The organism is Parasphingorhabdus sp. (genome assembly GCF_036964565.1).
In the GTDB taxonomy this organism is placed as follows: domain Bacteria; phylum Pseudomonadota; class Alphaproteobacteria; order Sphingomonadales; family Sphingomonadaceae; genus Parasphingorhabdus.
In genome coordinates, this window is the sequence record NZ_JBALTN010000004.1 from 75,322 (window position 1) to 89,492 (window position 14,171).

Below are 14,171 nucleotides of genomic sequence, written 5' to 3' on the forward strand. Positions count from 1 at the left end.
CCCTTAGTCGGCTTGCGCGCTTTTTCCAAGCAGATCATTGGCGAGCCACAAGCGGATGGCCGTTGCGAGGCCGGGCGCAGGCGCTGCGGCGATGCGTTCGACGTCGATCCGCGCGACCAGGGCGTTGAGCGGCAGCTCCCGCTGGTCGGCCGCTGCCTTCAGCAAATCCCAGAACAAGGGCTCGAGCGAAATCGAGGTCTGGTGCCCCGCAATCGTGATGCTGCGCTTGACCGGCGGATGGAAAAGCTCGGCCGTTCCTAGATCCATCCGGCCAGTTCCCGCCGCATCAGCCGTTCGAGCATGTCGATGCTGGGTTCGCTGTCGTTGAGGCAGGGCAGATAGGCAAATTTCTCGCCGCCGCCCGCTTCAAACTGCTCCTTGCCCCGGATCGCCAGTTCCTCGCAGGTCTCCAGACAATCGCTGGAAAAGCCGGGCGCGAAGATTGCGATCTTCTTCTTCCCTTGCCCTGGCAGCGATTCCAGCACTTCGTCGGTCGGCGGCCCAAGCCACTTCGCCCGGCCGAAGCGCGATTGAAAGGCCACGACCAGTTCCCGGCCCAGCCGCTCCGACAGCAGGCGGGCGGTTTTCTGGCAATGGCAATGATAGGGATCGCCCATTTCCAGCGTCCGCTGCGGCATGCCGTGGAAACTCGCGACAACCGCATCCGGCTCGAAATCGAGCGCGGCGATATCCCGTTCCAAACTGATCGCCAGCGCCTCGATATAGGCCGGATCATCATGATAGGCGGGGAGCAACCGGATCGCCGGTTGCCATCGCATCGCGGCAATCGCGTCGAACAGCGCATCATGCACGCTCGCCGTGGTCGCCCCGCTATATTGCGGGTAGAGCGGCGCTATCAGGATACGATCGCAGCCGGCCGCCTTCATGCCCGCCAGCCGGTCGCCGATGCTGGGATTGCCATAGCGCATCGCCCAGTCGACGATCACGCCATCCAGCCTGCCAGCCAGCTTTTCGGCCTGCCTGCGCGTATGGAAGGCGAGCGGCGACCCGTCTTCGGTCCAGACCAGGCTATAGGCTTCCGCAGATTTGGCCGGCCGGGTGTTCAATATCACGCCGCGCAGGATCGGCTGCCAGATGATCGAAGGGATCTCGACCACGCGCTTGTCCGACAGAAACTCCTTCAGATAGCGTTTGACGGATTGCTTGTCCGGCGCATCCGGCGTGCCCAGATTGACCAGCAACAGGCCGATCTTCTTCGCCACCACCGGCGGATGATCTTGGGGCAATGGTCCAGTTTCACGCATGCTCACGACACTTCCCCAAACAACGGCAATTGCCGCAGCCGGACCCGCGTGGCCGAGAACAGGGCGTTGGCAATCGCAGGGGCCACCGCCGGCACACCAAGTTCTTCATAGCCCACCGGCTCTTCCTCGCTTCTGATGAATTCGATCTGGATCGGCGGGATTTCTGCCAGCCGGGGCAGTGACAGGTCCCGCATGCGCCTCGCCGTCGGCAAACCGTCCTGAAAGCCGGTTGCGCTGCCCAGCGCCATCGCCAGCCCGAAGACAATACCGCCCTCGATCTGCTGCCGCGCAATGTCGGGATGGATGATCCGGCCGATATCGACGGTCGCCGAAATCCGGCGCACCTCCAGGCCGCTGCCCCCGCGGCTGGCGCTGGCAATGACGGCGATATGACCGCCGCGCATGCTGTGACAGGCAAGGCCTTGGCCGCTGCCGTCAAGGCCGCCGTCCCAGCCCGCCATCGCCGCGACTCCGGTGAGGCAGCGCGCCAGCCGCGGCTGGTTGTTCATCATCTGCATGCGGAAGGACAGCGGCTCGATTCCCGCTTTCGCGGCCAGTTCATCGATGAACGATTCGAGGTAGAAGACATTGCTGCTATGGGCATTGCTGCGCCAGTTGCCGGTCGGCACTCCGACAAAGGCGCTATGATGATCGACGGTCACATTGGGAATATCATAGGGCACTTCGAGCCCCGCCACGGCCTTGGCATCGGCCTCGCCGATGGTCGATCGCAACGCCGTGACATTGTCGACACCGTCAAACAGCCGCAACATCTGTTCGCGCGCCGACGGCGGGGCGGCGATCTTGACCTGCAGGGCCGACACCCGGCCGGCCTTGCCCATCGCGGCATCGAGCCGGGCCCGGCTGGGCGCGCGGTAGTGATCGTGCATCAGGTCTTCGGCCCGCGACCAGACGAGCTGAACCGGTCGCCCGATCTCCCTGGCGATCAGCGCCGCCTGGCCGGCGATCTCGTTGTCGAGATTGCGATCGAACGAGCCGCCGCTCAGCATCGGGTAGAGCGTGACCCGCTCGCGGCTGATGCCAAGCATGCGGGCCGCTTCTCGGACCGCCGCCACCGGTGCCTGGGTGGCCATCCACAATTCCAGGCCGCCATCCTTGAAATCGGCGGCAGCGGTGCGTGTTTCGATCGGCGCGTGGACCGCAGCCTCGGCGCCGTAGCGGGCGCGAAAGCTGTTGTCCTTGTCGAACACGCCAGCCGTGTCGCCGCGTGACAGGAACCGGACGCCCGGCCCCTCGTCCAGCGCCTCGCGCAGCGCCGTGTCGATCTTCTCGCTGTCGGCCAGAAATCCGTTGGTTTCGAAAATCGGGCTCATCGCGTCGAGCGCGCGGTTGGCGGCCCACCAGTTGGTCGCGACCGCGGCAATCCATTCGCCGCCCTGGACCACGTCGATGAAGCCGGTGATCTTGCGGGCGCCGGCGCGGTTGAAGGATTTCAGCCGGGTCTCGCCAATCGGACCCTGCCGGATTGCGGCAAACACCATGTCGGGCAGCCGCACATCGCCGGCAAAATTGGCCGAGCCGTCGAGCTTGCTGGGCAGGTCGAGCCGCGGCAGATCCTGTCCGATCAGATTCCCCGCACCGGCGGGCCGGAGCGGCACCGGGTCCGGCAGGCTCTGGCCCACCGCATCGCGAACCAGCTCGCCGAAGCGCAGGGTTTTTGCTCCGTTGGCGACCATGCCATTTTCCACCGTACAGGCTTCCCAGGCAACATCCCATCGCGCGGCCGCGGCCTTGGTCAGCAGGATGCGCGCCGCCGCACCGGCTTCCCGGAAGGAGTCCGCGAACGCCGGTATCGAGGTCGAATCGGCGGTCACCATGAACGGTTCGCGCACCGCGACATTCTGCGCGATCCATTGCGCCGGGGCATTGTCGGCCAGCTTTTCGGTGCCGACCGGCATCATCGATCCCGCCCATTGCTCGGCCAGCAGCCGGTTGCCGTACAGCGGGTTGATCGGCGCCGGTTCAACCGCCACCGTGCGCCAGTCGGCGCCCAGCTCGTCGGCCAGGATTTGCGGCAGCACCGTATAGACGCCCTGCCCCATCTCGCTTTGCGGCACGATCACCGTCACCTGCCCCGCTTCGGATATTTTCAGATAGGCCCCGAAAATCTCTTCATTCTCGGCCGCCGCGACATTCGGTTCAAAGCTGCGCGGCCACAGCGCCCAGGCCACCACCAGCCCGCCCAGGGCACCGCTTCCGATGAGGAATTTGCGGCGATTCAGTCCCGGTGATGGATCCTCCGTCTGCGGGGTGCCCGATTCAGCCGCCATGGGGTTGCTTTGGCAGGCCCAGCCGCGGAATCTCGATTTTCGGGCACCGGTCCATGACCACCTTGAGCCCGGCCTCGCTCGCCCGCTGCGCCGCAGCCGCGTTGATCACGCCCAGCTGCATCCAGACCGACTTGGCGCCCACCGCGATCGCCTCCTCGACCACCTCTCCGGCGGCGGCGCTGTTGCGGAAAATGTCGACCATGTCGATTTCGCCCTCGATGTCCGCCAGCGATTCCACGACGGTCACGCCGTGCAGCGACTGGCCGGCGAGCGCCGGGTTGACCGGCACCACATCATAGCCCTGGTCCAGCAGAAAGGCGAAAATGCGGTTGCTCGCGCGCTCGGGCTTGGCCGATGCGCCGACCAGGGCGATTCGCCGGGTCGACATCAGCAAGGCGGCTATGTCCTGATCGCTTTCCAGCAGCATGAGACTTTCCCTTCCGGCTATTGATTATCCAACCATGTCGCGAGCTTTTTGGCAATATCACGGAACGCCTGCCCCTGCACCCCGTCGGAAAAGGCCGGCGGCGTGCCGCCATCGCTGGACTTGCGAATTTCGATGTCCAGCGGAATTCTTCCCAGGAACGGCATGCCCATGGTCTTCGCCGCCGCTTCCGCGCCACCGGCGCCAAAGGGATCGCTGAGCTCGCCGCAGTGCGGGCACTGGTAGCCGGCCATATTCTCGACCATGCCGATGATCGGGATCTTGGCCTGGTTGAACAGGTCCACCGCCCTTGTGGCGTCCATCAGCGCGAGGTCCTGCGGCGTCGAAACGATCACCGCGCCGACCGGCTTGTGGTTCTGCATCATCGACAATTGCACATCGCCGGTGCCGGGCGGCATGTCGACGATCAGTTCCGCCACATCGCCCCAGTGCGCGTCGATCAGCTGGTCGAGCGCCTTGCCCGCCATCGGTCCGCGCCAGGCGATCGCCTGCCCCGGCTTGGCCAGATGCCCCATCGACAGCACCGGTACGTCATAGTCGTTCGGCACCGGGATCAGCTGCTTGCCCTCCGCTTCCGGCCGCTGGCCCTCGCAGTGCAGCAGCCTGGGCTGCGACGGGCCGTATATGTCGGCGTCGACCATGCCGACCTTGCGGCCCATCCGCTGCAGGGCAATCGCCAGATTGGCGGACAGCGTCGACTTGCCGACCCCGCCCTTGCCGCTGGCCACGGCGATCAGCCGCCGCTCGACCTTCTCCGCGGTCATCGCCATGTCAACCTTCTCGACCCCGTCCAGCGCCAGCAATTTGCCTTTCACCGCGATCTCGATCTGGCCGCGCTCGCGGACGTCGAGACGGGCTACATTGAGCACCAGGGTGACGCGACCCTCTGCAAATTTGACGGCACTGAAACGGCCTGCGGCAACAGCGGCCAGCGCTGTTTCGATGGATGGAATATCGGTCATCGGATGGACATAGTTGCACTTTTCTCGGATTGACACTGTTTTTCTGGCGGCGCGCTACCTATAAAGAAACGATGGATAAAAATATTGACGGCGGAGCGCGTCGCAGATCAATTTTGGGCGCAATTTCGAATATGGCCGGTCCCTGGGGCAATAACGGCAACAACGGGGATGATGGCGGCAGCGGTGGCGGCCCGCGCAACCCTTGGGGAAATCCGCCCGGCGGGCCTTCCGGCGGCGGACGCAGGGGCGCAAGCTCGCTCGAGGAATTGTTCAAGAAGGGCACCGGCGGCGGTTTCCGCGGCGGCATTCCCAAACGTCCCGGCGGCCGCTCCTGGTGGCCACTGGTCGCAATCGGCTTTATCGTGCTGTGGGTGCTGCTGACCAGTATCCACCGCGTCAGCCCGCAGGAGCGCGGCGTCGTGACCTTGCTCGGCTCCTATTCCCGGACGCTGCAGCCCGGCCTGCACTTCTCGCTGCCGACACCGCTGGAGCAGGTCACCAAGCTCGACGTCGAGGAAATCCGCACGATCGATATCCCCGAGGGAGAATCCGAAAAGCTGATCCTGACCGGCGACCAGAATATCGTCGACCTCGCTTATTCGGTGCGCTGGAACATCAAGGCACCGGAACTGTTCCTGTTCCAGATCGCCGATCCGGAAGAAACGATCAAGGAAGTCGCCGAAGCCGCGATGCGCGCGGCCGTCGCCAATTTCACGCTGGACGACACGATCGGCTCCGAGCGATCCGAGATCGAGCAAACCGTGGAGCGCAACATGCAGCAGCTGCTGGACGGCTACGGCGCCGGCGTGGTCATCCGCGGCATCGCCATCAAGAAGGCCGATCCGCCGGCCGCGGTCAACGATGCCTTCAAGGAAGTGTCGGCCGCGCAGCAGACCGCGCAGACCTATCTCAACGAGGCCCGCGCCTATGCGCAGCAGCTGACCGCACAGGCGCAGGGTGAATCGGCCGCCTTTGACAAGGTCTACGAAGAATATCGCTTGGCCCCGCGCGTAACCCGCCAGCGCATGTATTATGAGACGATGGAACGCGTCTTGTCCAAGGTCGACAAGACCATCGTCGAACCGAGGGGTGTGACCCCGTATCTGGCCCTGCCGGAAATCAAGAAGCGCGCCCAGCAACCACCGATCACAACCGTGGAGGGCCAATAATGGGACGGATCATGCAAAATCCCGTTGCGCTGGGCATCATCGTCATCGCGCTGCTGTTCACGCTGTTGAACACCCTGATCATCGTGCCCGAAACGCGGCAAGGTGTCGTGGTCCGCTTCGGCGAGCCGGTGCGGATCATCAACCGCTACCAGACCGATGTTCCGTTCGGCAAGACCGGGGCGGGACTGCTCTGGAAGATCCCGTTCATCGAGCAGGTCGTCTGGATCGACAAGCGCATCCGCGATGTCGAGATGGAGCAGCAGCAGGTGCTCTCCACCGACCAGCTGCGGCTTCAGGTTGACGCCTTTGCGCGCTTCCGGATCACCGATCCGCTGCGCATGTATATCGCCGCCGGCAGCGAGGAGCGCGTGTCGGACGAACTGCGCCCGATCCTGGGTTCCGCTCTCAGAAACGAACTCGGCAAGCGCCCGTTTGCCGCGCTGCTCAGCCCCGAGCGCGGCCAGGTGATGGACAATATCCAGGCCGGCCTCAACCGGGTTGCCCGGCAATATGGTGCGGAGATTGTCGACGTGCGGATCAAGCGCGCCGACCTTCCCGACGGCACGCCGCTCGACAGCGCCTATCAGCGCATGCGGACCGCGCGTGACCAGGAAGCGCGGACGATCCGCGCCCAGGGCGCCAAGCAGGCCCAGATCATCCGCGCCGAAGCCGATGCCAGCGCCGCGCGCACCTATGCTGAAAGCTTCGGCAAGGACGCCGATTTCTATGATTTCTACCGCGCCATGAAGAGCTATGAAACGACCTTCCAGGGCGGTGGTCCGGATGATCCGCAAAGCTCCTTCGTGCTTTCGCCGGACAATGAATATCTGCGCCAGTTCCGGGGCAATTAGGACGGATAGCACCCCGAACGGCGCGCTGGCTGATGCCGCGCGCCGCGCGCTGCCCTGCCGCCGGACCATTGGGCTCGCCCGCGGCATTGGCCCTGTCGAAACACGCGCCGCGCTGCAGTCGACTACAAATGTGATCTTTTCTGCACAACGGCGATTTTTTTCGGCCAGATCCCGATTTGCGGCTTGCGAAACGCCTTCGCGGCTCCCAAATATACTGGCATCGGGAATCTCCCGCAGATCCGCGACTGGGATCGATGAATGGATATGCTGATATTCAATATCCGTTCATAAAAATTGCGCCAGTATTTTGGGGAATTTGAACGGACCTGGCGGGAGATATACTATTTGTTCCGCCATGAATTTGAGAGGAAAATGATAGTGCGTTACGCTTACGGAATTTCAGCTGCTTTGCTTTTGGCCGGTAGTGCCGGAACCCTGGCCGGAATCGGTCCGGCCGGTGCCCAGACCGCTGCCAATGACAGCGCGGTGATGCGCAACCTCGCACCGCGCGCCGGCGCGCCGATGAGCTTCGCCGACCTGACCGAACAACTGCAGCCCGCCGTGGTCAACATTTCCACCACCCAGCGCGTTCGTGTGAGCACCGCCAATCCTTTTGCCGGCACACCCTTTGACGGCCTGTTCGGCACACCCCCTGGCGGCGGCGGCAACGAGCAGACCCGCGAGGCACAGTCGCTCGGATCGGGCTTCATCGTTTCGGCCGACGGCTATGTCGTCACCAACAATCATGTTGTTGCACCCGGCAATCGCAACGCGACGATCGAATCGATCACCGTGATCATGCCGGACCGGACCGAATATGAGGCCGAACTGGTCGGTCGCGATGCGGCGTCGGATATTGCCGTGCTCAAGATCAAGGCGAGCAAGCCCCTGCCCTTCGTCAAGTTTGGCGACAGCACGTCTGCCCGCGTCGGCGACTGGGTGATTGCCATCGGCAACCCCTTTGGTCTCGGCGGCACCGTAACCACCGGCATCCTGTCCGCCATTCACCGCAACACCGGTCAGGGCGGCGCCTATGACCGCTTCCTGCAGACCGACGCCTCGATCAACCGCGGCAACAGCGGCGGCCCGATGTTTGACCTTCAGGGCAATGTCATCGGCATCAACAATGCGATCATCTCGCCCACGGGCGGCAATGTCGGGATCGGCTTTGCCATTCCCGCCGAGGTTGCTGCGCCGATCGTCGAAACGCTGAAAAAGGGCCAGACCATCGAGCGCGGATATCTCGGTGTCCAGATCAGCGCGCTTTCCGAAGACATGGCCGACTCGCTCGGGCTGGAAAAGAACCGCGGCGAATTCGTCCAGCGGGTCGAGCCCGGCGAAGCCGCCCAGAAGGCGGGCATCCAGGCGGGTGACGTGATCACCAAGGTCAACGGCAAGGCGATCACCCCGGACCAGACCCTGTCCTATCTGGTGGCCAATCTGCCGATCGGCACCGACGTGCCGATCGAACTCGTGCGCAACGGCAAGACGATGAAGGTCAATGCCAAGCTCGGTAAACGGCCTTCGGAAGAAGAACTGGCCGGCAGCACCTTCGATCCCGATGCGGAAGAAAACGCGATGGGCGAAGATGACAGCGGCGCAAGCGCGCAGGCAACTGCCGATGCCCTGGGCCTCTCGGTGGTCGACCTTACACCGGCCATCGCTCGCCAGATCGGTGTGTCCTCGACGCAGAAGGGCGTGGTCGTCTCGACGGTCAATCCCAACAGCGATGCCGCACAGAAGGGAATCCGGCGCGGCTTCCTGATCGTCAGCGTCAACCGGCAACCGGTCAACACCGCGGCCGAACTGGACAGCGCGATCAACAGCGCGAAACGCTCGGAACGCGGCGCGGTATTGCTGCAGGTCAAGCGCGGTGCACGCGATCCGCAATTTGTCGCGGTACGGCTGCAGGACAGCTAAACGCCTTTAAACAGATGTAACAGAAAAGGGCCGGCGCTTGACGCTGGCCTTTTTTTTGCGTCAAGCTTCGCGGACAAATGAATGGGGAGATTCGCCGGTGACCGAAGCGACAGACATATTCCTGGGCCTGGGCGGCGGCGAACGGCAGAGCCTCAGTCTCTCCCGGGCCAACCGGCACGGACTGATCGCAGGGGCGACCGGCACCGGCAAGACGGTGACGCTGCAGGGACTGGCGGAGAGCTTTTCCGCCGAGGGCGTTCCGGTCTTTGTCGCCGATGTCAAAGGCGACCTTGCCGGAATCTCGATGGCGGGATCGCCGCAGTTCAAGCATGCCGCCAAGCTCGAGGAGCGGGCCAGGGAACTGGGCATGGACGACTATGCCTATTCCGACAATCCGGCGATATTCTGGGATCTGTACGGCAAGCAGGGCCACCCGATCCGCACCACGATCAGCGAGATGGGGCCGCTGCTGCTGGCCCGCCTGATGGACCTGAACGAGACCCAGGAAGGGGTGCTCAATATCGTGTTCCGCTATGCGGACGAACAGGGTCTGCTGCTGCTCAACCTCGACGATCTGCAATCGATGCTGGCGCATACGGCAGACAATGCCAAGGAGCTGTCCGCCAAATATGGCAATGTCACCAAGGCCAGCGTCGGCACGATCCAGCGCCAGCTGCTGCAGCTCGACAGCCAGGGTGCCGGCCAGTTTTTTGGCGAACCGGCGCTCGAGATTGACGATTTCATCAAGTGCGACGATCAGGGCCGCGGCTATATCAACATTCTCGCTGCCGACCAGCTGATGCGCAGCCCCAAGCTTTACGCGACGTTCCTGCTCTGGCTGCTCGCCGAACTGTTCGAGACGCTGCCGGAAGTCGGCGATCCGGCCAAGCCGAAACTGGTCTTCTTTTTCGACGAGGCCCATCTGCTGTTCGACGACGCGCCCAAGGCGCTGGAGGACAAGATCGAACAGGTCGTGCGGCTGATCCGGTCAAAGGGCGTCGGGGTCTATTTCATCACCCAGAACCCGATCGACATTCCCCAGGAGGTTGCCGGCCAGCTGGGCAACCGGGTCCAGCATGCGCTGCGCGCCTTCACGCCGCGCGACAAGAAGGCGATCAAGGCCGCCGCCGACACCTTCCGGATCAATCCCGACCTGGATGTCGAGCAAGCGATTACCGAATTGCGTGTCGGCGAAGCGCTGGTCTCCACCCTGCTCGAGGACGGCGCGCCGTCGATCGTCCAGCGGACGATGATCAAGCCGCCCCGCTCGCGTCTCGGCCCGGTGACGCCGAAGGAACGCGCGATCATCAATTCGATCTCGCCCTATGAAGCCAAATATGAAACCGCTGTCGACCGGCACAGCGCCGCGGAAATATTGGCGCAGAAGGTGATCGACGCAACCGCCACCGCGCAGCAGGTCGAAGAATTGGGCAAGGACGAAGTTGCCAAACAACCCCGCAAGAGCAAGAGCATCTGGGAAAAGGCCTTCAGCCGCGGGGCCAAGGTCGCGGCCGGATCCGCTGCCGGCATGGCCGCGACGGCGATGCTGGGCAAGAAATCCCGGGCCAATCCGGTGCAGTCAGGGGTAACCTCCGCGGTCGGGTCGGTGGTGACCGATCTTGCCGGTCCCGTTGCCGGCCGGTTCGTCCGCAACCTGATTGGCGGCCTGATGCGATAGCGCCAGTCCGGGCCGCTGGCGATGGATAGTGCTTTCCTACACCCTGCCTGATCGGTTATACCTGCGGCCCTCCTGTGGCAGGCTCAGGACAGGCTCTTTGACAATCTGTATAAGAATGGTGCGCTGTTCCGCTCGCTTCATCTGCTCGGCAACAGGTATCGGCGAAAGGTCACACTCGGCGCGCTTCCGGCATCCAACAAAGGCCGGAAAATCAAGGGTTACAGGCGAAAGTCACGGAAATTAAAAACACGCAACAGTGTAAAGCCGAATGGTCCGCCGCGAGGGCGGGACTCAACCTCCGCGCGTGCAAAAATTTTGGGACGCCAGATTCGGGAAACGACTGCTAGCCGAAAAACCGCGCGACGATATCTTTCGCGAGACGGGTGGGGCGCAGCGTGTCGGCGTCGATGCAGCACCAGCTCGACTGCACCTCGGCAAGCACCTCTTCGCCCCGCTTGATGATCGTGCTGTAGAAAGCCCGGGCGCCATGCACCTTCTCGAGCAGAACCTCCGCGATCACGTCATCCTCAAGGAAAGCCGGCTTGCGATAGGTGATCTCGTGCTTGATCGCGACCCACAGATGGTCGGCAACGGCTTCCGAAGGCGCAAATCTTTGCCAGTGCGCCACCACGGCATCCTGCACCCACGTGAGATAGTTGGCGTTGTTCACATGGCCCATGAAGTCGATGTCGGATGGTGCGATGGCAATGCTGTGCTGATGTTGCTGACCCATCCGGTCATGATAGGGATTGTTTGTGACGTTGCAAAGTCAAATCCGGCAGGGCGGCCGGAGCGGCGGTCAGCCGCGGCCGCGGTAGGATGCCACGCCCTGTTCCGGGACCCACAGGCCGGCCGGCGGTTCGCCCGATTGCCAGAAAATATCGATGGGAATGCCGCCGCGCGGATACCAGTAGCCACCGATCCGCAGCCATTGCGGCCGCATTTCGTCAAACAGCCGCCGGCCGATGCCGACCGTGCAATCCTCGTGGAACGCTGCATGGTTGCGAAACGCGCCCAGGAACAGCTTCAGCGACTTGGATTCGACGATCGTCTGGTCCGGCGCATAGTCGATTACCAGATGCGCGAAGTCCGGCTGGCCGGTAACCGGGCACAGCGAGGTGAACTCAGGCACGGCAAAGCGGGTGAGATAAAGCTCTCCTGCCCGCGGATTCGGAACATAATCGAGGATTGCCGCCTCTGGAGAGGCGGGCAGTGCGCTCGTCTTGCCCAGAAACTTGGGAGCGGGAGCAGAGGAAGGTTGGTCGGTCATGCAGATCATCTACTGCACGGGGCAGCCCGTGTCATCACCCGGATGCATTCATCGCCGGTTCAGTGCTTTTGGTGGCAATTCATAGGTCATATTCATGGGGACAAGACTGTTTTGCAGATCATCGCACGCAACGGGTTGAACAGCGCTTTGACCGGGGCCCTTCTGGTGCTGCTCCCCGGTGCGGCCGCGATGGCACAGACGCCGGGCGAGAATCTTGCGCCCATCCCGCCGAATCGTCCTTCGGTGGAGAGCTATTCCTTGCCGCCGGGCCCCGGCAGCGAGACCGAGAACAACAGCGTGCAGGGACCCGTCGATCCGGAAACCCCGGCGGTGTCACCGTCCGTCGAGCCGCGGCGTAGCACCCCTGCCCCTGGCCCCGTCGAGCGCACGGCGCCATCGGGCAGCCAGCCATCGGAGCCTGCCAGCGTCAGCGCGCCCGCTCCCGTAAGAATGCAGCAACCGCGTCCGGTCCCCACCGACGAGCCGGTCGCCACGGGGACACCGGATACGCAAACGGAAATACCTGCCCAACAACCGGAACCGGCGGCGAGTGGTCTGCCTCCAGCGGATGCCCCGGCCGCAGAAGATTCGCCTCTCCCGCAACCCCTTGCCGAGCCTCGGCAGGAAAATGACTCCGCGTGGCTCCTGCTGCTGCTTGCCGGTCTGATCGTGGCGGCGCTTGGCGGGTTCCTTGTCTGGCGGGCGCGGCGCACGGCAGCGAAGCAGCCCGTTGCGCCGCCGGTCGCCCGGCCCAACCGCGTCAGACCCCCGCGACCGGCTCCGGCGGCTCCCGCACCCCCAAAAATTGCCGAGCCGCTGCCACCTGCCCCGTCGCTCGCCGTCGGGTTCCTGCCCCGCTCGGCCAACACCACCCTGTTCAACGCCGTGCTCGGCTTCGAGCTGACGGTGCAGAACAGCACCGGCGAAGCCCTGACGGAGATCGCAGTCAGCGGAGCGATGCTTCAGGCGAAAGGCGGCGGCGACCGCACGCTGGATGGCCAGGGCCTTGCACCGCTTCACGAGCTCGCTGTCCTCGGCACGGGTGCGGAAGAAAGGATGGCCGCAGAATTTCGCCTCCCCTTGACCAGCATCGATCCGATCAGCTTTCAGTCCCAGTCGCTGTTCGTACCGCTGGTCCGCATTGCGATCGAATTCACCGACAGCTCGGGCGGCCGACACATGCAGACCGCTTCCTTCCTGGTCGGCAAGGAGCACCAGCCGCCACGCCCGAAGATGGCCCCGTTGCGGCTCGATCTGGGTCCTCGCAGCTTTGCACCCCTGGGTCACCGGACCCTGACAATCGGCTGATTTGGTGGCTGCGGATCGATGAACCCGCCGGCTCGGCATGCACAAAAAGCACATAAGCGGTGGATTCGCGGGGGAATGCGTTATAGCCTCGACGGCTGGAAATCGAATCGCTAAACGGCAGGACGAACAGTGCAAATAATTGCGGGCATGAGGAGCTAAATATGGAATTGCTGGTAACGACCGACTGGCTGGCCAACGAACTGGGTGCATCGGACCTGCGTATCGTCGATGCGACCAAATTCATGCCCGACGCGGGACGCAATCCGGCGGCCGAATATGAAGCGGGCCATATCCCGGGCGCGGTCTTCATGGATCTTGCCGAATTGACCGATGCCAGCAATCCAATCGACAATATGCTGCCGCCCGCTGAGAAATTTGCTAGCCGGATGCAGTCGCTCGGCCTGGGCGATGGCAGCCGGGTTGTGCTGTATGATGACAGCCCGCTGAAGAGCGCCGCCCGTGCCTGGTGGATGCTGACCATTTTCGGAGCGCATGAGGTCGCCATTCTCGACGGCGGCATTGCCAAGTGGAAGGCCGAGGGTCGTCCTCTGGAAACCGGCAAGGAAGCCCTGCGTCACCGGCATTTCACGGTCTGGAAGGACGACAAGGACGTCCGCACCAAGGCCGACATGCTGGCCAACCTGCACAGCAAGGAAGAGCAGGTCGTCGACGCCCGCCCGGCCGATCGTTTCAGCGGTGAAACGCCCGACCCCCGCGGGAACGCGGCGTCCGGCCACATTCCCGGTTCAACCAATATCCCGCATAGCAGCTTTTTCAACGCTGACGGTACCTGGAAAAACAGCGACGAGATCAAGGCCATCTTCAAAGATGCCGGCGTCGATCTGTCGAAACCGCTGGTCACCACCTGCGGTTCCGGAATGACGGCAGCCGTGGTGTCCTTTGCCGCCGCCCTCGCCGGCGCGGAAAAGACCGCACTTTATGACGGCAGCTGGGCCGAGTGGGGCGCCGATGCCGACACACCGAAAGAAACCGCCTGAACATGCAGGCGCGG

Annotated in this window: 13 protein-coding genes; 6 read left to right on the forward strand and 7 right to left on the reverse strand. The window is 63.5% G+C overall.

The features are described 5' to 3' along the window. Positions 1-3 precede the first annotated feature (3 nt). From V7650_RS06325 to V7650_RS06345, 5 genes are read right to left on the reverse strand one after another with little or no spacing between them, the layout of a single operon-like run. The gene (locus V7650_RS06325) at positions 4-267 is read right to left on the reverse strand and encodes a ribbon-helix-helix domain-containing protein (protein WP_335655408.1); all 264 of its coding nucleotides are present in this window, start codon (positions 265-267) and stop codon (positions 4-6) included. Beyond that, positions 258-1,265, reverse strand: a complete 1,008-nt coding sequence (gene hemH / locus V7650_RS06330) for a ferrochelatase (protein WP_335655409.1) — start codon at positions 1,263-1,265, stop codon at positions 258-260. Before hemH ends, V7650_RS06325 begins: the two co-directional genes overlap by 10 nt. 2 nt (positions 1,266-1,267) lie before the next feature. After that, positions 1,268-3,556: a xanthine dehydrogenase family protein molybdopterin-binding subunit gene (locus V7650_RS06335; RefSeq protein ID WP_335655410.1), complete on the reverse strand. Its 2,289-nt coding sequence runs from the start codon at positions 3,554-3,556 to the stop codon at positions 1,268-1,270. Then, entirely contained in the window at positions 3,546-3,983 is a 438-nt protein-coding gene (locus V7650_RS06340; protein WP_335655411.1) for a CoA-binding protein, read from the reverse strand. Before V7650_RS06340 ends, V7650_RS06335 begins: the two co-directional genes overlap by 11 nt. Before the next feature lie 17 nt (positions 3,984-4,000). Further along, positions 4,001-4,963: an Mrp/NBP35 family ATP-binding protein gene (locus tag V7650_RS06345; RefSeq protein ID WP_335655412.1), complete on the reverse strand. Its 963-nt coding sequence runs from the start codon at positions 4,961-4,963 to the stop codon at positions 4,001-4,003. Positions 4,964-5,094: 131 nt separating this feature from the next. On the opposite strand from V7650_RS06345, the gene hflK reads away from it, so the two are divergent. The 4 genes from hflK to V7650_RS06365 all read left to right on the forward strand — a co-directional run bounded on the left by hflK (position 5,095) and on the right by V7650_RS06365 (position 10,581). Beyond that, complete coding sequence (gene hflK / locus V7650_RS06350; protein WP_335655413.1) at positions 5,095-6,132, forward strand: FtsH protease activity modulator HflK; 1,038 nt, start codon at positions 5,095-5,097, stop codon at positions 6,130-6,132. Next, positions 6,132-6,983: a protease modulator HflC gene (hflC, locus tag V7650_RS06355; RefSeq protein WP_335655414.1), complete on the forward strand. Its 852-nt coding sequence runs from the start codon at positions 6,132-6,134 to the stop codon at positions 6,981-6,983. The genes hflK and hflC overlap by 1 nt, the downstream gene beginning before the upstream one ends. Positions 6,984-7,361: 378 nt before the next feature. Further along, complete coding sequence (locus V7650_RS06360) at positions 7,362-8,903, forward strand: Do family serine endopeptidase (protein WP_335655415.1); 1,542 nt, start codon at positions 7,362-7,364, stop codon at positions 8,901-8,903. Positions 8,904-9,000: 97 nt separating this feature from the next. Beyond that, positions 9,001-10,581 carry a helicase HerA-like domain-containing protein gene (locus tag V7650_RS06365; RefSeq protein ID WP_335655416.1) on the forward strand — a complete coding sequence of 527 codons (1,581 nt, stop codon included), beginning with the start codon at positions 9,001-9,003 and terminating at the stop codon, positions 10,579-10,581. 343 nt (positions 10,582-10,924) lie between these two features. Here the strand turns inward: V7650_RS06365 and V7650_RS06370 are convergent, their stop codons facing one another. Together V7650_RS06370 and queF are read right to left on the reverse strand one after the other, a co-directional pair. After that, positions 10,925-11,314 carry an acyl-CoA thioesterase gene (locus tag V7650_RS06370; RefSeq protein ID WP_335655417.1) on the reverse strand — a complete coding sequence of 130 codons (390 nt, stop codon included), beginning with the start codon at positions 11,312-11,314 and terminating at the stop codon, positions 10,925-10,927. A gap of 66 nt (positions 11,315-11,380) precedes the next feature. Continuing rightward, entirely contained in the window at positions 11,381-11,851 is a 471-nt protein-coding gene (gene queF / locus V7650_RS06375; RefSeq protein ID WP_335655418.1) for a preQ(1) synthase, read from the reverse strand. A gap of 111 nt (positions 11,852-11,962) precedes the next feature. Here queF and V7650_RS06380 point away from each other — a divergent pair, with 111 nt between their 5' ends. Both V7650_RS06380 and sseA read left to right on the forward strand, forming a co-directional pair. Next, positions 11,963-13,159, forward strand: a complete 1,197-nt coding sequence (locus V7650_RS06380; protein ID WP_335655419.1) for a hypothetical protein — start codon at positions 11,963-11,965, stop codon at positions 13,157-13,159. Positions 13,160-13,320: 161 nt separating this feature from the next. Beyond that, positions 13,321-14,157 carry a 3-mercaptopyruvate sulfurtransferase gene (sseA, locus tag V7650_RS06385; RefSeq protein WP_335655420.1) on the forward strand — a complete coding sequence of 279 codons (837 nt, stop codon included), beginning with the start codon at positions 13,321-13,323 and terminating at the stop codon, positions 14,155-14,157. The last annotated feature ends 14 nt before the right edge of the window (positions 14,158-14,171 follow it).